This window comes from Roseofilum reptotaenium CS-1145, from assembly GCF_028330985.1.
Lineage (GTDB): Bacteria > Cyanobacteriota > Cyanobacteriia > Cyanobacteriales > Desertifilaceae > Roseofilum > Roseofilum reptotaenium.
Genome location: NZ_JAQMUE010000072.1, coordinates 66,595 through 84,985 on the forward strand (window position 1 = coordinate 66,595; position 18,391 = coordinate 84,985).

The window sequence follows — 18,391 nt, forward strand, 5'->3', positions numbered from 1 at the left end:
TTAATCACACTCACCTGCTTAATTTTAATCGGTAATGTGCCTATCTCTCTATTTCCCCATTTCTGAGTAAACTGTCGAGCAAACTCGGTGAAACCCAAAAGCCCGCATTTTGCAACTGTTGGAATGTTATCTCTAAATCAAGCCATCCACGTGAAGCTGCATCTTTGATAATTCCCAAAAGACCGATTATGTTTAATCCACGCTCTCTAGCAATTTTCCGAGCCGCTTTATCATCTAAAATCACCAACTCTGCTCTCAGTTGTTCAGACAATAGAATAGCTTCACGCTCTCCTAAATCGAGGGTTTCTAACCCATGATCTTGAGTTGTTTCAGGAGCCTCAATATTTAACCAATTCGGTGGTCGATCAATCCAAGATTGAACAATAGGTGGAGATTCGGAGGCCGTTAATTCATCAGCTACTGCTTGGGGGATAGTAATGGTTTGGTACAGTATCGACAATATATCAATGCGATCGATCAGCAGCAGATAACAAATTGTAGAAGTATCAAAAACAACAATCACTGACCTCTAAACCTCTCAAGGGTTTGAAGATCTACCTCTAATTCAGCTCGATCGTAATTTAGATAGACCCCCATACGCTTGAGAAAAGCATGAGTCGCCAAGCGCGTTGGTAATTTCAAAATTTGACCAACTTCAGCCGTGCTGATATTACCTAAACGGTAAGACTCTGCAACCATCAGTTCCAAGAGATGATGAGATAAATGTTCTTCATCTTGATCGAGTTGATGGGCAATTTTGTCAGGAATTTCAATAGTGATTTGCATTTTACAAAAGATCAATTATTGAATCGAGTCTACTTGTAGATTGTTAAGGATGACATTAGCACGGGGAGCAAAGCCATCTCCCATATCCCCAGGAAAAACGACAGTAACGCGGAAAGCCTGACCTTGGGATTGACCTAGATGCACTGAACCTAAAAGATTTTGTTCAGAATGATAAAAGTTCATGTTCTTTTTCTCCCAAGGATACGAAAGTGAACCGCTAGATACTCCTTGTTGCCAGCCTTTGCCTGCAAATACTCCCCCATCTCCAGTTACTCCCGCTTCTAACTCCTCTAAGGTTGTGCCTGCGGAGGGAACAAATACATGTACTCTAGCTCGTAAGGGTGCGTCTGTGGGGGAACCAGATACAGACAGACCTTGAAGAAGCTCAAAAGATACTCCGCATCCTTCATGGCTACACGCACTCCTGACACTGATATTGTCAGGGTAATAGGTAAGCACGGGAATTTGGTCTTCTTGATAGAGCTTGAGGGTAATTTCTTGTGGTTCTCCCTCAACAAAAACGGTTTCTGTCTTACGTTCGGGTAAATTGCTCGCTAACGGAGAGTCAACAGAACTGACGGCAACACTCCCTGGGTTCGGTTCTGAGGCTTCTGGAGATGTACAGCCTACAATCAATACTAGCCCTGCCATCCAAAGGCGATCGGTTGCAAATTTCATCCTAATGTTTCTATGTCTGTGTTTTCAACATCTAGGATTATTCTAACGCGATCGCTATGGACACAAACAAGTATTTATTCTAAAACTGGACGGATTTTATTCCACAACCATTCAGGCATAGTATGATGATTTTCATCAACTTGACCGAACTGATTCTGAATTTGCTGGAAATAATCTTCTACAGAGTTCCCCCTATTTTGTAAGGGGATCAAAATTTCATTTTCAAACAGGGTAATCGCCTGATTTCTCACCCCTTGTTGATAAAGCTTGTAAAAATAAAGTTGATTTTCCTCGGGCATTCCTACACATTCCCAAGGTATATAACCTTTTAATCCCAGTAATTCTGACCAGATATGTAAATTTTCTTCCATAACGAAGAGGTCTTTCCCAAAAGCTTTAATTACTTTTTCTCGATCTCCATAAGCACAAAAACCAGCAAATACATAGCAGCATTTCTCACAACGACAACACCAAGGTTTTTGGATGTTACAAGAATTTGTGGCGTAAGGTAGTTGGTCTGCTAATTTAAAAACTAATTCAAATATTTTCACATCGTGAATGGCTTTAATTAAACTAGCATGATTAATATTATTAAACATTCCGGCCATCTGGTCTTGTGTTTTTTTAGTAGCTTCTAAGCTTTTTACCCATTGATGCGCGACTGCTTCTCCTGAATATTTATCGATTAAATTATGAGCATCAGCACTTTTTTCGTTCCCAACTAGCAGCATAGGTATTTTATGCATTGCCTGAATGGGGGCTACAACAAAAGGAAGGATGACATTTTCTGCAGCAATATTATGAAAAGGTTTTTTATAATCAAAATACTTTTGGGTGCGATCGACTATGTTATAACGATTTACCCTTTGTTTAAGCCAAGGATAATAAGAGTCTTGGAAGTAGATATAATGCTGCTTTCTATAGTTTAAATGTTCGCTGGCTTGAGTAAAAAGTTCTTTTTGTTCTTCAATGTTGCCATAGGAATTATATAAGCAAGTTAAAATATCGTAATTAATGTCAGCCTTTTGTAAAATTAGACTGCATAGCAAACTATCTTTACCCGAACCCGATCCTATAATTGCATCTACAGTATTTTGTTCTGTTTTTAAATTGAAAATAGGATAGTGAACCTCTTGACCAAGTAATGACTCGTTAACTTTTATTTCTGGACTTTGGTATACAAGTTTGCCGACTTGGTAGCGAGTTTCACTCCAGCATTTGGGGATCGTAGTTTGCAGGAAATTCAGCAATTCTTGATCGATGAATTGGCTGTATTTGCTAAAATCAACTTTTTGGGGAAGTAAACTAGAAAAGCGCAGGCTAAATAATACGGCAATAACTACAGCAAAACATTTTACCCGAGCAGGAGAGGCTAAATTTTGATCTTCAAAACTGATCGAGTCATACTCGACCGAACAATCAACTTCTTCTCCATCTAGAAGATAGCGAAACCATATTTGATTTGATTTAACTAAAACATTTTCTAGGATAACGTCATCAACTAAAAAATCTTCAAACTCTTGGCAGTTGAAATGTTTTTTTTCTAAGTCTTGCATTTTTTTATTCCTCGACTTCTATATCAAGATTGCCCGATCATAACAAAAAACAGTGCTTTTAACAGATTATCCTTGGTAAGTTCCTCAAATCAATATCCGTATAAAGAAAGACAAAACACGAGATCAAAAAAGTTTGATTGCCGATCCTCTTCTCCAACTCACGTTACCCTAGATCCGGGGTTACTGATGATAAGGCTATGAGCAAAACTGAAGAGATTTTATCCCAATTACCAGGGGATGTGCTGGGAGAGTTGCGAAAGGTGGATGGGCTTTGGTCGAGTTTGCGATCGGGCAAGATTCCTGTCTCCTCAGTCGTTACTGTAGCAGATCGAGAAGGTTCTAGTCCCCATCAACCCTTAGATACAGACGTGGTCATTTGTGGAGGCACACTAGGGATTATGATGGCCTGTGCCTTGCAGTTGCGCGGGATACAGGTAACGGTGGTAGAGCGGGGGATTTTGCGTGGCAGGATACAGGAGTGGAATATTTCCCGTCGGGAGTTAGGGGTTTTGGTAGAGTTGGGGTTACTGACTCCAGAACAGTTAGAGGAGGCGATCGCCACTGAGTATAACCCAGCTCGGGTTAGTTTTCCGGGTGGTGACGATATTTGGGTTAAGGATATCCTCAATATTGGTATCGATCCGGTATTTCTGTTGGAGTCTCTCAAGCAGCGTTTTCTAGCAGCGGGAGGAACCCTATTAGAGCAAACACTATTTCAAGGAGCAACCATTTATCCAGATAGAGTTATGGTTAAAGTGGGCGATCTCTATCTTAACGCTCGCTTACTCCTAGATGCCATGGGTCACTTTTCCCCTATTAGTCAACAAGCGCGAGCAGGAGCAAAACCCGATGCCGTTTGTTTAGTCGTTGGTAGCGTCGCTCAAGGATATCCTAAAAGTGACACTGGAGATCTCTTTGTCTCCTTCACTCCACCTATCAATCACTGTCAATATTTTTGGGAAGCTTTTCCGGCAAAAGATGGTCGCACCACCTATTTATTTACCTACTTAGATGCCCATCCTGACCGATTTAGCCTCGAATTTTTCTATGAGGAATATTTGCGCTTGCTGCCAGAATACCAAAATATTTCCCTCGATAAACTCACCTTTCAACGTGCCCTCTTTGGCTTTTTTCCCTGTTATCAAAACAGTCCCCTTAAATTGCCCTTTGACCGTATTTTACCCATCGGTGATAGTAGCAGCAGCCAGTCCCCCCTCAGTTTTGGTGGTTTTGGAGCCATGATCCGTCACTTAAAGCGTTTAACCTTGGGTATTGAAGAAGCCTTAACCCTCGATACTCTCAAACAGAAAGACTTAACTCTTCTCCAACCCTATCAACCCAGTTTATCGGTCACTTGGCTCTTCCAGCGCTCTATGAGTTTAAAAATGGAAAGTAAAGACTTTCTTGTGCCTCCCAATGACTTACTCAGTGGTGTTTTTGCCATCATGGAAGAAGCAGGTAATGAAGTCTTATATCCCTTTCTTCAAGATGTAGTACAGTTTCCTGGCTTAACCCAAACCTTACTTCAAACCTGGATTCAGCAACCCATTTCTGTTCTAAAAATAATTCCTCAAGTTGGTTTGTCTACTTTGTTCAATTGGACGCTCCATTATCAGAATTTAGCCAGTTATACTCTCTTAGATTTAATCGGTAAATCCTTAGAACGCTATCTCAATTTTTTGTCTCCAGAGCAATTATACACCTATCATCGTTGGCTTGATAGTTGGCACTACGGCTCAGGACGGGATTATCACAGTTAATAATCAACAAAATTGTAGGATGCGTTGATAATCTCAGTACAGGACAAAAAAGTTGAAAAGGATGCAAGGAGAGGGTTTGATGGAAGTTAGCACAACACTAATCAGACCCTCATGCAATACAGTGACTCCATTCGAGAGCAATGACGATCCCATCTGGGCTGGCATGGAGACAGACTCTCCTTGATCGCCTTGTTCATTATCGTTGTGTTCCGAGCTATAGTCATTTTAATTAAGATTGACACACCAAGATTTATCTACAACAACGGTATCTGTAGGGGCGAACGGCCGTTCGCCCCTACAACCATGTCCCATCCTTAATTAAAACAACTATAAAACTGTGAACCTAGCTGAACTGGCGAGTGTCTGGGGAGGAAGAAGTACCGAAGCGTCAAACTATCCCTCTTCTGTCAAACTGGGAAAACATTTGTCTTGACTGACTTCTAAAACTCTTGCAGTATCGGCGATCGCGACATTTTTTCCTAACAGAAACTCGAAAATCCAGTCATACCCTTTCCCATGAAGCTGAGCTTCATAGGGAAAGGGTATTACAACAGTAGGAGTGAAAAATTTTTCGCCCCTACAGATGTATGTCAATTCGCAATGACTTTTATAATGAATTAGCCAAATATGATATTACTTCATCGTTGAAAGATCTAGGGCATCAAAGGATTGGAAAAATGCGAGCAGTTTACGGGCAATTTTGACCACACCACCGCTAACATTGGATTCAATATTCAGGGGAATCACCGGATCGTGGAGGGACAAACGCAAGAGAAACCATCCATCTTCTTCTGGAGCAGTGCAGGAAACTCGCACGCCTTCATAGTTATTGGGAACTACACTCCAGTTCGGTTGAGCGTTAGCAAAGGTTTGCAAGGCTTCAATCACCTGATTACCATAGGGTTTGAAGTCATTCAGGGCAAGTTTAATACGGAATTCCTGGCTTTCGACAGGTTCTTTGAGGTTAGTGATTAAATCATTGAGCGATCGCCCTTCTAATTTCGCTTTTGCCAATTCGATCGCCAGTTTACTGACTAAGTAAGCTCCATCATCAAGAAAATAGTTTTCTTTCATTGCTGCATGACCGGAGGTTTCAATAGCTAACCAAGATTCCTGACCTTCTGCGTTTAATCGTTGGGCTTCATTGATAACATTTTTATACCCACGCTTAAACCGATGATGAGTTCCCTTGAGGTCTTCGGTAATGAACTTCGCTAAACCATCAGAGGTAATGGAGTCCGTAACTATAGTCGATCCGGGATGTTCCCGCAACACAATAGCAGAAATGAGGGCAATGAGACGGTTGCGGTTCAGTTCTTTACCCGTGCCATCTACGGCTCCCCCGCGATCTACATCAGTATCAAAGATAATCCCCAAATCCGCTTGATTCTCCGTGACCGCTTTACAGATAGCATCCATTGCTTTGCCATTTTCGGGGTTCGGTACATGGTTAGGGAAATGGCCATCTGGGTCAAGAAATTGACTCCCTGTGGTGTCTGCACCCAAGGGTTGCAAGACTTGACTGACATAAAATCCCCCTGCACCATTACCGGCATCAACGACAATTTTGAGACCTTTCAGGGGTTGTTCAAAATTGGTGGGATGGTTCGTGCCTTCCCGGATTTTTTGCACCAGTTGACCGGCATAAACGCTCATAAAGTCTTTGGAGGTAATGATTCCGGGGGTAGGTGCGGGTGTAAAGTGGGTTTCGGAGGCAATGCTCAGAATCTGACTGATATTTTGTTTTTCTAATCCCCCTTTAGCCGTAAAAAATTTACATCCATTGCGATTTGAGGGGAGATGGCTAGCTGTCAACATGATTGACCCATCACACATAAACCCAGGGGTTACTGTACTCATGAATAGGGCAGGGGTCGAAGCCAGTCCGAAATCATACACTGTTGCACCCAGGGCAGCGATCTCTTCCATCATCGCATCGATCAATTCTGGCCCAGAAATACGGCTATCGCGTCCCAACCCTAGAGTTAATTCTGTAATTGGTTTTTCTAAAGTTTGACTGAGCCAAGTGCAAAAACTTTGACCAATTTTACGGCAAACGTCGGGCGTTAAATTAACCGGCTCATCGGGGATCAAGGGAAGTGCCACTCCTCGAATATCCGAGCCATTTTGTAATTTTTTCCAATTGATATCGTTAACCATAGCTAGTAAGCATACATAAAGCTAACTTTCAGAGTACCCTAAGTTTCGCTTTTTTCCTCTAAGCTTAAGATAATTTACCGATCTGCCCTAGATTGACAAAAAACTGAACTCCATTAAACTAGAATAAAGACGCTACACCTGGTTATCATGAAACAGCTTAGTCTAGACTTGAATCAGAATGAAAAATTTTCCTATCAATCCTTTTTTAAGCCCGATTTTAAAGTGAAACCCTGTTTAGATTCTAGTCTAGGTGTTTTGTTTGAGCAAGACTGCTTGACCATTTTGGAAAATATTGAAGATCGAGTGGCTGATGTTGTTTTTGCCGATCCTCCGTTCAATCTAGGGAAAGCCTACGGCCAGAAATCAAATGATTCACGCTCTGATGATGAATATTTATCTTGGTGCTTTTCCTAGATCGAACAATGTTGTAGAGTTCTCAAGCCAGGAGGAAGCTTTTTTGTATATAATTTATCGAAGTGGAATATCATTTTAGGCAATACTTTGATGCAAAATGGTCTAGATTTCCGCCATTGGATTTCTGTTAACGTTAAATCTAGTATGCCGATCCCTGGTCGATTATATCCGAGCCATTATAGTTTGCTGTATTATTCTAAAGGTAAACCGAATGTGTTTCGGAAAATCAGAACACCAATAGAAACCTGTCGCCATTGTGGTAAAGAAATTAAAGACTATGGGGGACATCGTAAATTGATAAATCCGCTAGGGGTTAATTTAACTGATCTTTGGAATGATATTCCTCCGGTGCGTCATTGGAAATTTAAGAGTCCGAAGAGAAAGACAAATCAGTTATCGACTAAGCTGTTAGAACGAGTTATCCAAATATCTAGTTTACCCGGAAATCTCATTATCGATCCGTTTGGTGGAAGTGGGACAACCTATGCTGTTTGTGAAGTAACGGGACGCAATTGGATAGGGATGGAAATTGAAAATTGTGATGTGATTATTGAAAGGCTAACTGAGCATAATTTATGCTATCATGAGAATAACGATTATGTGGAAGGTTAAGCTTTAGCGCGTCCATCAGTTCCTTTAGGTATTCTGGGTACTTCGTAACTGGTTTGATCGTGTTCGACTCCAAAAATGAGTAAACTTCCTTGATAACATGCTCCACAATTGCGCCAAAAATCAAAATACGGTTCGAGTTCTTCAAAGTTGCCAATGCGGTCAGTTAAATATTGGGCTAAATTGCGACAAAGAACAACGACAAAACTAGCTATATCTGGAGAACTGATTAGCTGTTCGTGTTTAATAACTTTCATGGTGTTTTGTGTGTTACGATCATGACTAGAACAAAGGCAGAGGAGAGAGGGAAATGAGTCAAGTTTTTCTGACGTTAGGATCGCTATTCGCAGCGATCGCCGTTGCTGCCGGCGCTTTTGCCTCCCATGCACTTAAAGATCAACTGAGCGATCGCTCCCTGGAAATCTTTGAAACCGCCACCAAGTACCAAATGTATCACGCCCTCGGCATTATCTTGGTTGCCCTATTGCTGAATTCTATGCATGTGGGAAATACTTGGATGGTGACAGCAGGATGGGCATTTGTCGCTGGAATTCTCTTGTTTTCCGGTAGCTTATATGCCCTCAGCGTCACCGGAATCAAAATCCTCGGAGCCATTACCCCTTTCGGCGGTGTAGCATTTTTAATTGGTTGGGGATGTTTAGCCCTGTCTACATGGTTGAAAACGGCTGGTTAAACCCAATATTCATTACTCGAATGTTACCGAAACTTCCCCCAAACCCTCATATCGCGCTCGAATTATCATGGCCTCTTTTACCGGAGTTAAGGGGGTAATGGTTCCTAAAGATAACAAATCTCCCGGTTTTAAATCAATTCCAGCAGCTCTCAAATCTTCTTTTAGCCATAATACGGCTTGCAAGGGATGCCCTAATAAAGCGCTACTGCTCCCCTCCGATAACGTCTCTCCTTTGCCATTTTCCATGACTACCGCAATGGAGCCTAACCGCTTTTCCCATTCGGGAGTCCCTTCGAGTGCTACCGGTTCCCCCAAAACCCCTAACCTGGCTCCGGTATTGATAGCGACTAAGGCAGGGCCATTTAAGGTTACGGTGCGATCGTACATCAGATCGGGCAATTCAATAAAGGGAATGACAGCATCTAAACTCTCTAATACCTCTTGGGGAGTTTTCGCTTGATTGATCTTCGCATCTCCCACGCGCACCATCAAATCCGCTTCAAATACGCCACGAGCGCCAAAGTTGACGGGAACAGTTGCACCACTCGAGAGTAACATTTCTTTTAATAAAGTTCCCCGCAGAGGATGGGAAACCCCGAACCGCTCCTGAGCCACAGGACTGGTTAAAGCGGCTTTATAGCCGACAATGGGCCCAAGTTGGGGAATGAGGGCTTGTACAAATTGTTGCTGAAATTGAGCAGCTTGTTCTAGAGTGCCATTGGGAGCGATCGCCGAAACTGGAGTATGATTCATATAATCTCTCACCAAGCGCTCTACAGAACTCGGCATCGAACGCACTTCAGCCCAGACACTGCCGGTCAAAAGGATGCTCCCAGAAAGTCCTGCTACTAATGCTTTCCTCGATCTCCACGCCATCATCATCTAGTCTCCACGCCCTAATTATGGGTTCACTCTCTCACATTTTGGCACAGGCCCATTCCCCATTCCTCATTCCCTATTCCCTGACTTCTCGAAGAAGTCTAATGATCGAGCGTGATGTGGCACAATAAATGGGAAGCGAAAGAATAGGGTAGAGTTCAGAACATGACCAAGTTCGTATTTGTCACAGGGGGTGTAGTTTCCAGTATTGGTAAAGGAATTCTCGCCGCCAGTTTAGGACGACTGCTCAAATCACGGGATTATTCTGTTTCTATCCTCAAACTTGATCCCTATATTAATGTAGACCCCGGCACGATGAGTCCTTTTCAGCATGGGGAAGTCTTCGTTACCGAAGATGGAGCAGAAACTGACCTAGATTTGGGACACTACGAGCGCTTTACCGATACCTCCATGTCTCGCCTCAATAGTGTTACCCAAGGCTCTATCTATCAAGCTGTGATTAATAAAGAGCGTCGGGGAGACTACCACGGGGGAACGGTACAAGTAATTCCCCACATTACCCATGAAATTAAAGAACGCATTCACCGTGTCGCTCGCAACTCTACCCCAGATGTGCTGATTACCGAAATTGGTGGAACAGTTGGTGATATTGAATCTCAACCCTTTTTAGAAGCGATTCGCCAATTCCGCAAAGATGTAGGGCGCAATCAGGTGCTCTATATCCATGTTACCCTCGTACCTTGGATTCCTTCGGCGGGAGAAATGAAGACGAAACCCACCCAGCACTCAGTGAAGGAATTGCGCTCGATTGGCATTCAACCTGATATTTTAGTCTGTCGGTGCGATCGCCCCCTACCCGACTCCCTAAAATCCAAAGTCTCTGAATTCTGTGATGTTCCCGTCGGATGTGTGATTCCCGCTCAAGATGTTAGTACCATCTACGAAGTACCCTTGAGAATGGAAGAAGAAGGATTAGCCACCCAAGTCATTGACTTACTGCGTTTAGAGCAACGTCCTCCCCAACTCCAGAAATGGCAAAGCCTTGTCGAGTGTCTCTCTAATTCTACTCGCTCCCTGGAAGTGGCGATCGTCGGTAAATATGTCCGCCTCACCGATGCCTATCTTTCCGTCATTGAAGCCCTACGCCACGCCGCCATCACCATTAATTCCCATGTTAATATTCACTGGGTCAACTCTGAAGACTTAGAAAAAGACGGAGCCGAAACCCATCTCCAAGGTATCCATGGCTTAGTTGTTCCTGGAGGCTTTGGCATTCGCGGTGTAGATGGCAAAATTAAAGCCGTTGAATATGCCCGTTCCCATCAAATTCCCTTTCTGGGATTATGTTTAGGAATGCAATGTTCCGTCATTGAGTGGGCGAGAAATATCGCCCAATTAAACCCTGCCCATAGTGCCGAATTTGAACCCCAAACGCCTAACCCCGTCATTAACCTATTACCCGAACAAGAAGATGTGGTGGACTTAGGCGGAACCATGCGTTTAGGACTGTATCCTTGCCGCATATTGCCCAATACCTTAGCTGCCCAACTCTATGAAAAAGAAGTGATTTATGAACGCCATCGACATCGCTATGAATTTAATAATGCCTATCGCAACCTTTTCTTAGAAACGGGATATGTGATCAGTGGAACTTCTCCCGATGGACGGTTAGTGGAAATTATCGAATATCCCCAACATCCGTTCTTTATTTCTTGTCAATTTCATCCTGAATTTCACTCTCGTCCTAGCCATCCCCATCCCCTATTCCAAGGGTTTATCAAAGCTGCCCAAGACTATACAGGAGAACCTTTGGGAACTTCAGAAATACAGGAAGATTTTACTCCTAAAACTCCACTTCCAGCCAATTTAGTATAAGCACGATCTGGAGGCAAACTGGTGGCATTCTGGGCTAAAATTCCATTTGAGCGTCAAATCTATGTGATCGATTTAGACCGCATAGATACGTTTATTTGTGCCACGAATGGTAAAATTTCCTTTTGGTTACCCGATAGTCAAACGCCCATTGTCCTGACTCCCCAAGGCGAATTGGAAAGTTACTTGAAAGTTCAAAAGTATATTCATAACTGTTTAGAGAATCGGAAGGATAGAAATTGGCTCAAGTTCCACTATGAGCGCAATGACTATTTTATCAATTTGATTCAGATCAGTTTGTTTGCCTATCATCCAGGGAATAAAAAGTTGACCTTTTGGTTGCCCAATAGTCAGACAGAAATTGTCCTCAATCCGAAATTTCATGAGCAAGCCTATCATGAAGTCATTGAGTATATTCGACAACAAACTCATTATTCTTTGGATGATGAATAAGCAATAGCTTGTATGGCTTAGGTTCTAAGGCTTCAAGCTGTACCTCATAGAAAAGAGAAACACTATAGACCTCTTGACATCAGTGAGCAGGAAATAAATAGTAATTCAGTCATCCTGTCTTCTTATGGTTATTCCTTCTAAAAAAAAGGTCTCTCAAACCTTAAGATACTCAAGTGGAAGAGAAAAATTTTTTCTCCCCTACAGCATTTTTTCTTCTGTTGAGAGAGGTTCTTTATCTTTTCTTAAATTTTAATCCGACCAGACTAGGTTATTATAGTATGCTAAAAACTGTTTCAGCATAGATCGAGAAATTATGGTAAATTCAACCCATCATCAAATTGTAATTGTTGGCGGAGGTTCCGCAGGAATTACAGTAGCAGCCCAGCTCTTAAATGCAAACTCTAATTTAGATGTGGCGATTATTGAACCGTCAGAAAAGCATTATTATCAACCGGCTTGGACATTAGTCGGTGGTGGAGCATTTGCCGCAGAAGATACGGTCAAACCCGAAAAAGAATGTATTCCAGAAAAAGCAACTTGGATTAAAGCCTATTGTCAGGAATTTCAGCCCGATCAAAATCAAGTGGTTACCCAGGATGGAAGTGTGGTTTCTTATGATTATTTGGTGGCTTGTCCTGGGCTACAAATCCATTGGGATTGGGTGGAAGGGCTACCCGAAACATTAGGGAAAAATGGGGTTTGTAGTAATTATGCCTTTGAGCAAGCCCCCAAAACTTGGGAAATGATTCGCAATTTCAAGGGCGGTACCGCGATTTTTACTTATCCAGGTACGGCGATTAAATGCCCCGGTGCCCCCCAAAAGATTATGTATTTAGCCGATGAAGCGTTCCGGAAAAATGGGCTTCGCGATCGCTCTAAGGTTATGTATTGCACGGCAACCGGTGGGATTTTTGGCGTTCCTGCCTATGCCAAACCGTTGATGGAAATTGTTAAGCGCAAAGATATTGAGATGCGGGTTAAATATAACCTGAAAACTATTAAAACCGATCCCAAAGAGGCCATTTTTGAGGTGACGACAGATGAGGGTGTGGAGTCGGTGAGTATTCCTTTCGATCTCCTCCATGTCAGTCCACCAATGAGCGCTCCAGATTTTGTCAAGAATAGTCCTTTAGCGGGTACGGAAGGAGCAGCTAAAGGTTGGATCGATGTGAATAAGTTTACCCTCCAGCATAATCGCTATCCTAATGTGTTTGGCCTCGGTGATGCCTCATCTCTGCCTACGTCCAAAACCGCTGCTGCTGTGCGTTCAGAAGCACCTGTACTGGTGCAAAATTTGTTGGCTCTGATGGAGTCTAAATCCCTGAATAATCAGTATGATGGTTATGCGTGTTGCCCCTTAGTGACGGGATATGGCAAGGTGATCTTTGCCGAGTTTGATTATGATAAAAATCCAAGTCCTACATTTCCCCTCGAACCAACGGAGGAACGCTATAGCATGTGGTTGCTCAAGCGCTACGGTTTGCCGTTCCTGTACTGGAATCGTATGCTCAAAGGTAAGAATTTTGAGCGATCGCTGCTAAAAAAATAGGTTATAACCACACATTTTGTAGGGGGGAAAAATTTTTCGCCCCTACATGCAGATTTTTCTATCTTCAATTACTGCGATCGGCCCAGATCTGAGCTGAATTTGCATTCTCACCATAAGTAATAACCCGCTCCTGAGCCGCTCCATAGTTTTCACTATCCTCTGGCACTTGAGCCATTAAATCCCGTGCTTGCTGCCATTGACTAGAAACCTCTTCCCATTCAGCACGGGTACTAGCCGTTTGCGCCAGTTCAGCAGCACTCATCGCTAGGTTAATCCCCTCTCTCCACGGATCGGTTGAAGCTGGGGGAACTGATGCCGGATTTGCAGGTGTGGCTTCCGGTTCTGTCGTTTCTGGTGGGCTTTCTACGGCTGTCTCAGGGGCTGCTGTGTCAGGAGCAATTTCCGGTGCAGTTGCAGGCAGGAGAGGAGCTGGAGCCGGACGTAGGAAAAACCACCAAACTGCGCCACCAATGACAGCAACAATAGGGATTGCCAACAAAGGCAAGAACTTCTTCGCCCCTGATTTCTTCTGCTCTCCAGATTCATCAAGCTCTGAGTCTAAAGGTTCCGCACCATCGAGATCGTTACCGTTATAAGAATTTAAATCCTCATCCGGATCGTCAAGGGCAAAATTGGGTAGCTCTTCCTCATCTTCTTTCCCTTGCAACAAGTCAATTGTATCGCTCCAACTCGGCTTTTTCGATCCAATTTGACGGCCGTAGATCTGTAGGGTTGGGAACGAGTCAATACCCATATTGAGGATTTCGTCATGAACGATCGCCACATATTCTTCCTGTTCGGGTATGTTTTCCCCTTCCAGGAGGATATGTAAACAGCCTTCTTTAACCAGTGCTTTGGCGGTAACCCCTTGGGGTTGTAAGACACTGTTGAGAGCATCGGTGATCTCTGCTGGATTAGGTTGTGCCATGGCGCTGAGTACCCTGAACCGGATGAATTTGGACAAGGAGGAGTGAGACAGACAATGGTGACTCAGGTTAAGTCTTCAATTCCTGGCCCATTACTATCTCGCGTCAATAGTAGCAGAGTTTGAGGCTCTGTGGGATTTTTTTGGCTTACAGGGTACTGAATATTTTATTCGAGATCAAGTGTTACAAGAGGCAATTGGATCAATCTCATACTGATATGACTACTATTTACCTAAGGAGAGGAATTCTAGACATAGCGGCTAAACAGGGTTTCGTTGACTACTCATTACCAGCGTACTAGGGATGAATCGCGCGATCGCCCAAAGCGCTATATTAGAATCCAACATCAAGCTCACACTATAAATTCTATGCCTAAATTAACCATCAAAGACTTAGAATATCTCCAAACCCAGCATCCCAACTATCGGATGGAATTAGTTCAAGGAGAAATTATCTTTATGAGTCCTTCGGGGTTAGAATCAGATGAAGTCGCTGCTGCTATTGTCGCTGAATTATCCCATTGGGTGAGACCGCGAAAATTAGGGCGAGTCATTGCCTCTAGTGGTGGATTTCGTTTACCCAATGCTGATGGAGATGTTCGCGCACCAGATGCTTCTTTTATCCTCGCTCAACGTTTACCTCGCACCACTGATAGTTATGCTGAATTAGTGCCAGATCTCATGTTTGAAGTTAAGTCGAAAACCGATAGTCTCACCAAATTGCGCGATAAAATTCAAGAATTTATAGCATTAGGAACTCAGGTAGGAGTATTGGTCGATCCAAGAACTCGTACCATGGAAGTTTATCAACTCAATCAAGACCCGATAACGTTAGGTGATGGAGATATTTTTACGGTTCCGGAATTGCTCCCTGGATGGGAATTACCGGTGGTCGAAATCTGGGCCCCGGAATTTGATTAAATGGAGCCGATCCCATTGTGACTGAGTATGTTATACTACGGGCTGATCTCTACTCAGGCTGCATCTTGGTTTTTCGCTTTGATCTATCTGAATGGAGATCGTTTCTGTTTCTGAACCTATTGATAAACAGCCTAAATTGAAGTACCAATCGACAAAAGTTTTTGATGGATTTTCTACTTGCTTTCGACAGTGGCGATCGCAAGGTTCTCATTGTCATTTTTTACACGGTTATAGCGTCTCGTTTAAGGTTTGGTTTGAAGGAGAGCTAGATCACCATTGTTGGGTTTGGGATTTTGGTGGGATGAAAAAAGCCAGGACTCAAATTGATGGCATGAATCCGAAAGCATGGATGGAGTATATGTTTGATCATACGGTGATTGTAGCAGAAGATGACCCCTATTTACCGAGTTTTTATCAACTACAAGAACAGGGGGTGATTCAGCTTCGAGTGCTTCAAGCAGTCAGTGCAGAAAAGTTTGCTGAGTTGGTGTTGACTAAGCTTAATGAATTTGTGCAGACGGAAACTGCAGGTAGAGTAAGAGTTAAGCGTGTTGAGTTTCGGGAACATGAACGAAATTCTGCTGTAGTAGAAAGTAATTAATGATTAATAATTACGGTGGACATCTAAATAATTGTGTACGTTATACTATCGCTAATGAACTTAACTGACAGTATTTTATCTGATTGTATGCATTAGAAAAAGATAGAGAAAAGAGAAGGGTCTCTCCTATACTCTTTCCTCTATTTTAGCACTCTAGCGCTACAATCAATCGCACCTAATGCCCTATTTTAGCTGAGACAGCCCACTACGCTGCGGCAGGTTCTTCATAGGGAATAAATAGCTTTTTCTGCGCTCCACAGATAGGGCAACTCCAATCATCGGGAATCGCAGAAAAGGGAGTTCCGGGAGCAATTCCAGAATCAGGGTCGCCTTTTACTGGATCGTAGATCATCGAACATTGACGACAAATCCATTTTTGCGTCGCTTCATCATCGCTGGGGGCTTTTTTGGTTGCAGTTTGACCCTCTAAAACCTTGAGAGCATCCGTATATTGACGAGCGTGATGCTGTTCAATACTGGTGAGCAGGCCGAAATTGTGGGCTGCTTTACGGAAGATTTGAGCGTGTTCTTGGGATTCTTGGGTTTGAGCTTCAAATTCAGCTACTGCATCGCTGTCACGGTCTTCTCTGGCTGCTTGAGCAAACTCTGGATACATGGTGGTGTATTCGTAAGTTTCTCCTTCAATGGCTAGTTCTAAGCATCGGGAGGCGATCGCCTTTTTCTGCTCTTCTGTCAACGATTCAGTATCATCAACTACCAGTTCGGGATGAATGAGGCGAAAATGGGCAAACCCATGTTCAGTTTCCTGATTTGCTGTTTCTCGAAAGAGTTTCGCCAATTCTGGCATCCCTAACTTTTTCGTCACTTCAGCAAAAAATAAATACTTACGGTTTGCCATTGACTCTCCACCAAAGGCAGCCTCGAGATTTTTAGCGGTGTTGTTATTGGATAAATCCATAGTTCACGTTTGTTTTTGTTTGAGCAGGTCATTATATCTTAGTAGAATGCAGCCATTTATGAAATAAACGGGTTAATCTCGGCATAACAACATAAGCCAATAAAACAACAACTAATCCGGTCATAATGGCTTGGCGGAGAAGAAAGTGCAGGGCAGATAAATGAGGGGTAACCAGATAACCCAAGATTGATGAACAGACAAAAACTCCCAGCCAAGTCACTAAGACGGTTTTATATTTTGGAGGAGGAGAAAATATGGTATTGGGGAGAGAAACCAGCGCTTCTAATCCGGTGAGAATCTGTACATTTTCTTGCTTTTCAGTCAGGGGTTGAGCGCGTTCAATCCATTCTTTTCGCTCTGGCGATCGCAGCCAGTGACAGAGATTGTGATAGCGATCGAAACGGAGAATAATCACATATTCCTTTCTCGAACCTGATTGAGGTCTGAGAATAGTTACCCCCTGATGACCCTCAAATTCTCTGGCCACTTCAGAAATGCTTTGCAACCACTCTTCATATCCAGATTCGCGACCTGGGCGAATATAATGGGAAATGACAGCAGTCACTTGTTGATTTTGATTATTTGCGTCATTCATACTTTCTGGGGGAGTGGGGGGATAGGGGGATTTAATCATAGGATTAAAAGGTGACAGCGCGAAGCGCTGTCATGAAGTACAGTAGCAACAATGAGCAAACCAATTCCTTAAATATTTCCGATCAATTAAGTCCAGGGCTACAGCCAGAAGAGTATCAATCATAGAGCGGGTAGTAGGAGAGAAATTAGAAATAAAAGACTTCAACTCTATCCTGGGTAATAGCTCCAACTAAAGTCACTTTTGACCCTCGATAAAAGAGTTTCATTTCCCTGAATCTTGTCCCTTTTTCTGAGCGACAATAAGGGACGCTTCCCCGTATAAGAATAACCGTTTGATCTATAAAAATTAGGTTTTCTGGGTCTATATCTCTAATTTTCTCCCAATACTCCACTCTCAATTTTTGCACCCTTTCCGTCTCTGCTTGAGTACTATACCTCGTTAGTATGCATTGGTATCAAGCATTTAAGGATTTGATGCTATCCTACCTTGCCCTGCTGCCTTGCCGAAATCCCTGCCAGCGCCGCCAGGTTCCTCGTACATAATGCCATTGTTGGTAAGTGTGGTAGGTAACGAATAGCAAAAAACCATAAGATGACCAAAAGTGGAGCGCACGCCCCAACTCTACCTGGTCTTCATTGGGGGGAAACAAATCTGGAACCACCAGCCCGAATAATTTTACACCATTGGCTTGGAAAGAGTTGGAGAAGAAAAAACCAGTCAGGGGAACCCCCACCATCAAGATGTACAGGCTCAGGTGTAAAAGGGTCTTCTGCCACCATTTGGGAGTGGTTTTGGGAAAGCGCTTGGCATATTTTTTCCCCCAAACACGAACTAAGGTGATAACACGCCAAGCTAAGAGAATCAGAGAGATAATTGCGATCGATTTATGAAAGTCGTAGAGTCCATTACGACCAGGGAGATCTCGTGGCAAACGAGCCATGATTGGCCCAGTGCAAAACAAAATAAGATAACAGCCCGCCATCCACCAATGCACGCTCATTAAGTGTTGAAAAGCTGAAGTTTTTCGAGGTTTGTTTTGTTTTGTTGTCATGATCGCAT

21 protein-coding genes are annotated in these 18,391 nt (G+C 43.1%); 9 read left to right on the plus strand and 12 right to left on the minus strand.

The annotated features are described in order from the left end of the window. Positions 1-40: 40 nt before the first annotated feature. From PN466_RS12195 to PN466_RS12210, 4 genes are all read right to left on the minus strand, one after another. Positions 41-523, minus strand: coding sequence for a DUF3368 domain-containing protein (locus PN466_RS12195; protein WP_271939908.1), 483 nt, complete (start codon positions 521-523; stop codon positions 41-43). Next, entirely contained in the window at positions 520-786 is a 267-nt protein-coding gene (locus tag PN466_RS12200) for a UPF0175 family protein (RefSeq protein WP_271939909.1), read from the minus strand. The genes PN466_RS12195 and PN466_RS12200 overlap by 4 nt, the downstream gene beginning before the upstream one ends. A 15-nt stretch (positions 787-801) precedes the next feature. Continuing rightward, entirely contained in the window at positions 802-1,464 is a 663-nt protein-coding gene (locus PN466_RS12205) for a hypothetical protein (protein WP_271939910.1), read from the minus strand. 74 nt (positions 1,465-1,538) lie between these two features. Further along, a complete protein-coding gene (locus PN466_RS12210) occupies positions 1,539-3,020 on the minus strand; it encodes a hypothetical protein (protein WP_271939911.1) in 1,482 nt (493 codons plus the stop codon). A gap of 197 nt (positions 3,021-3,217) precedes the next feature. Here PN466_RS12210 and PN466_RS12215 point away from each other — a divergent pair, with 197 nt between their 5' ends. After that, positions 3,218-4,780 carry an NAD(P)/FAD-dependent oxidoreductase gene (locus PN466_RS12215; RefSeq protein ID WP_271939912.1) on the plus strand — a complete coding sequence of 521 codons (1,563 nt, stop codon included), beginning with the start codon at positions 3,218-3,220 and terminating at the stop codon, positions 4,778-4,780. A gap of 393 nt (positions 4,781-5,173) precedes the next feature. On the opposite strand, the gene PN466_RS12220 is transcribed toward PN466_RS12215, so the two are convergent. Together PN466_RS12220 and PN466_RS12225 are read right to left on the minus strand one after the other, a co-directional pair. Then, positions 5,174-5,374, minus strand: a complete 201-nt coding sequence (locus tag PN466_RS12220) for a hypothetical protein (protein ID WP_271939913.1) — start codon at positions 5,372-5,374, stop codon at positions 5,174-5,176. A 39-nt stretch (positions 5,375-5,413) separates the two neighbouring features. Then, positions 5,414-6,940 carry a phosphomannomutase/phosphoglucomutase gene (locus PN466_RS12225; protein WP_271939914.1) on the minus strand — a complete coding sequence of 509 codons (1,527 nt, stop codon included), beginning with the start codon at positions 6,938-6,940 and terminating at the stop codon, positions 5,414-5,416. Between the two features lie 147 nt (positions 6,941-7,087). Between PN466_RS12225 and PN466_RS12230 the strand changes: the two genes are divergently transcribed. Next, positions 7,088-7,354 (plus strand): hypothetical protein, encoded by a 267-nt coding sequence (locus PN466_RS12230; protein ID WP_271939915.1) that lies wholly within the window; start codon positions 7,088-7,090, stop codon positions 7,352-7,354. Then, a complete protein-coding gene (locus tag PN466_RS12235) occupies positions 7,355-7,966 on the plus strand; it encodes a DNA-methyltransferase (RefSeq protein ID WP_271939965.1) in 612 nt (203 codons plus the stop codon). It abuts the gene before it with no gap. On the opposite strand, the gene PN466_RS12240 is transcribed toward PN466_RS12235, so the two are convergent. Further along, positions 7,963-8,220 carry a hypothetical protein gene (locus PN466_RS12240; protein WP_271939916.1) on the minus strand — a complete coding sequence of 86 codons (258 nt, stop codon included), beginning with the start codon at positions 8,218-8,220 and terminating at the stop codon, positions 7,963-7,965. The two genes, PN466_RS12235 and PN466_RS12240, sit on opposite strands and share 4 nt — an antisense overlap. Before the next feature lie 53 nt (positions 8,221-8,273). Here PN466_RS12240 and PN466_RS12245 point away from each other — a divergent pair, with 53 nt between their 5' ends. Beyond that, positions 8,274-8,657 (plus strand): DUF423 domain-containing protein, encoded by a 384-nt coding sequence (locus PN466_RS12245; RefSeq protein ID WP_271939917.1) that lies wholly within the window; start codon positions 8,274-8,276, stop codon positions 8,655-8,657. A 12-nt stretch (positions 8,658-8,669) separates the two neighbouring features. Here the strand turns inward: PN466_RS12245 and PN466_RS12250 are convergent, their stop codons facing one another. Further along, complete coding sequence (locus PN466_RS12250; protein WP_271939918.1) at positions 8,670-9,479, minus strand: 2-keto-4-pentenoate hydratase; 810 nt, start codon at positions 9,477-9,479, stop codon at positions 8,670-8,672. A 222-nt stretch (positions 9,480-9,701) separates the two neighbouring features. Between PN466_RS12250 and PN466_RS12255 the strand changes: the two genes are divergently transcribed. The 3 genes from PN466_RS12255 (at position 9,702) to PN466_RS12265 (ending at position 13,371) form a co-directional block, all read left to right on the plus strand. Next, positions 9,702-11,372 carry a CTP synthase gene (locus PN466_RS12255; RefSeq protein ID WP_271939919.1) on the plus strand — a complete coding sequence of 557 codons (1,671 nt, stop codon included), beginning with the start codon at positions 9,702-9,704 and terminating at the stop codon, positions 11,370-11,372. A 21-nt stretch (positions 11,373-11,393) separates the two neighbouring features. Then, positions 11,394-11,822, plus strand: a complete 429-nt coding sequence (locus tag PN466_RS12260; protein WP_271939920.1) for a hypothetical protein — start codon at positions 11,394-11,396, stop codon at positions 11,820-11,822. Positions 11,823-12,135: 313 nt separating this feature from the next. Beyond that, positions 12,136-13,371, plus strand: coding sequence for an NAD(P)/FAD-dependent oxidoreductase (locus PN466_RS12265; protein ID WP_271939921.1), 1,236 nt, complete (start codon positions 12,136-12,138; stop codon positions 13,369-13,371). Between the two features lie 64 nt (positions 13,372-13,435). On the opposite strand, the gene PN466_RS12270 is transcribed toward PN466_RS12265, so the two are convergent. Beyond that, the gene (locus tag PN466_RS12270) at positions 13,436-14,299 is read right to left on the minus strand and encodes a hypothetical protein (RefSeq protein WP_271939922.1); all 864 of its coding nucleotides are present in this window, start codon (positions 14,297-14,299) and stop codon (positions 13,436-13,438) included. 366 nt (positions 14,300-14,665) lie between these two features. Between PN466_RS12270 and PN466_RS12275 the strand changes: the two genes are divergently transcribed. Both PN466_RS12275 and PN466_RS12280 read left to right on the plus strand, forming a co-directional pair. Further along, on the plus strand, positions 14,666-15,217 hold the full coding sequence (locus PN466_RS12275; RefSeq protein ID WP_271939923.1) for a Uma2 family endonuclease: 552 nt from the start codon (positions 14,666-14,668) through the stop codon (positions 15,215-15,217). A 91-nt stretch (positions 15,218-15,308) separates the two neighbouring features. Then, complete coding sequence (locus PN466_RS12280; protein WP_271939924.1) at positions 15,309-15,818, plus strand: 6-pyruvoyl trahydropterin synthase family protein; 510 nt, start codon at positions 15,309-15,311, stop codon at positions 15,816-15,818. Between the two features lie 205 nt (positions 15,819-16,023). Here PN466_RS12280 and PN466_RS25660 read toward each other — a convergent pair whose 3' ends face one another. From PN466_RS25660 to PN466_RS12300, 3 genes are all read right to left on the minus strand, one after another. Beyond that, positions 16,024-16,737, minus strand: a complete 714-nt coding sequence (locus PN466_RS25660; RefSeq protein WP_278003075.1) for a rubrerythrin family protein — start codon at positions 16,735-16,737, stop codon at positions 16,024-16,026. A 31-nt stretch (positions 16,738-16,768) separates the two neighbouring features. Next, entirely contained in the window at positions 16,769-17,332 is a 564-nt protein-coding gene (locus PN466_RS12295) for an antibiotic biosynthesis monooxygenase (RefSeq protein ID WP_271939925.1), read from the minus strand. Between the two features lie 481 nt (positions 17,333-17,813). Continuing rightward, the gene (locus PN466_RS12300; RefSeq protein ID WP_271939926.1) at positions 17,814-18,383 is read right to left on the minus strand and encodes a cytochrome b; all 570 of its coding nucleotides are present in this window, start codon (positions 18,381-18,383) and stop codon (positions 17,814-17,816) included. Positions 18,384-18,391 lie beyond the last annotated feature (8 nt).

Excerpts from the sequence above, each read along its gene's own strand:
- PN466_RS12200 (WP_271939909.1), bottom strand. The coding sequence starts at position 786 with ATGCAAATCACTATTGAAATTCCTGACAAAATTGCCCATCAACTCGAT.
- PN466_RS12205 (WP_271939910.1), bottom strand. The coding sequence starts at position 1,464 with ATGAAATTTGCAACCGATCGCCTTTGGATGGCAGGGCTAGTATTGATT.
- PN466_RS12210 (WP_271939911.1), bottom strand. The coding sequence starts at position 3,020 with ATGCAAGACTTAGAAAAAAAACATTTCAACTGCCAAGAGTTTGAAGAT.
- PN466_RS12215 (WP_271939912.1), top strand. The coding sequence starts at position 3,218 with ATGAGCAAAACTGAAGAGATTTTATCCCAATTACCAGGGGATGTGCTG.
- PN466_RS12225 (WP_271939914.1), bottom strand. The coding sequence starts at position 6,940 with ATGGTTAACGATATCAATTGGAAAAAATTACAAAATGGCTCGGATATT.
- PN466_RS12230 (WP_271939915.1), top strand. The coding sequence starts at position 7,088 with ATGAAACAGCTTAGTCTAGACTTGAATCAGAATGAAAAATTTTCCTAT.
- PN466_RS12240 (WP_271939916.1), bottom strand. The coding sequence starts at position 8,220 with ATGAAAGTTATTAAACACGAACAGCTAATCAGTTCTCCAGATATAGCT.
- PN466_RS12245 (WP_271939917.1), top strand. The coding sequence starts at position 8,274 with ATGAGTCAAGTTTTTCTGACGTTAGGATCGCTATTCGCAGCGATCGCC.
- PN466_RS12255 (WP_271939919.1), top strand. The coding sequence starts at position 9,702 with ATGACCAAGTTCGTATTTGTCACAGGGGGTGTAGTTTCCAGTATTGGT.
- PN466_RS12265 (WP_271939921.1), top strand. The coding sequence starts at position 12,136 with ATGGTAAATTCAACCCATCATCAAATTGTAATTGTTGGCGGAGGTTCC.
- PN466_RS12270 (WP_271939922.1), bottom strand. The coding sequence starts at position 14,299 with ATGGCACAACCTAATCCAGCAGAGATCACCGATGCTCTCAACAGTGTC.
- PN466_RS12275 (WP_271939923.1), top strand. The coding sequence starts at position 14,666 with ATGCCTAAATTAACCATCAAAGACTTAGAATATCTCCAAACCCAGCAT.
- PN466_RS12280 (WP_271939924.1), top strand. The coding sequence starts at position 15,309 with ATGGAGATCGTTTCTGTTTCTGAACCTATTGATAAACAGCCTAAATTG.
- PN466_RS25660 (WP_278003075.1), bottom strand. The coding sequence starts at position 16,737 with ATGGATTTATCCAATAACAACACCGCTAAAAATCTCGAGGCTGCCTTT.
- PN466_RS12295 (WP_271939925.1), bottom strand. The coding sequence starts at position 17,332 with ATGAATGACGCAAATAATCAAAATCAACAAGTGACTGCTGTCATTTCC.
- PN466_RS12300 (WP_271939926.1), bottom strand. The coding sequence starts at position 18,383 with ATGACAACAAAACAAAACAAACCTCGAAAAACTTCAGCTTTTCAACAC.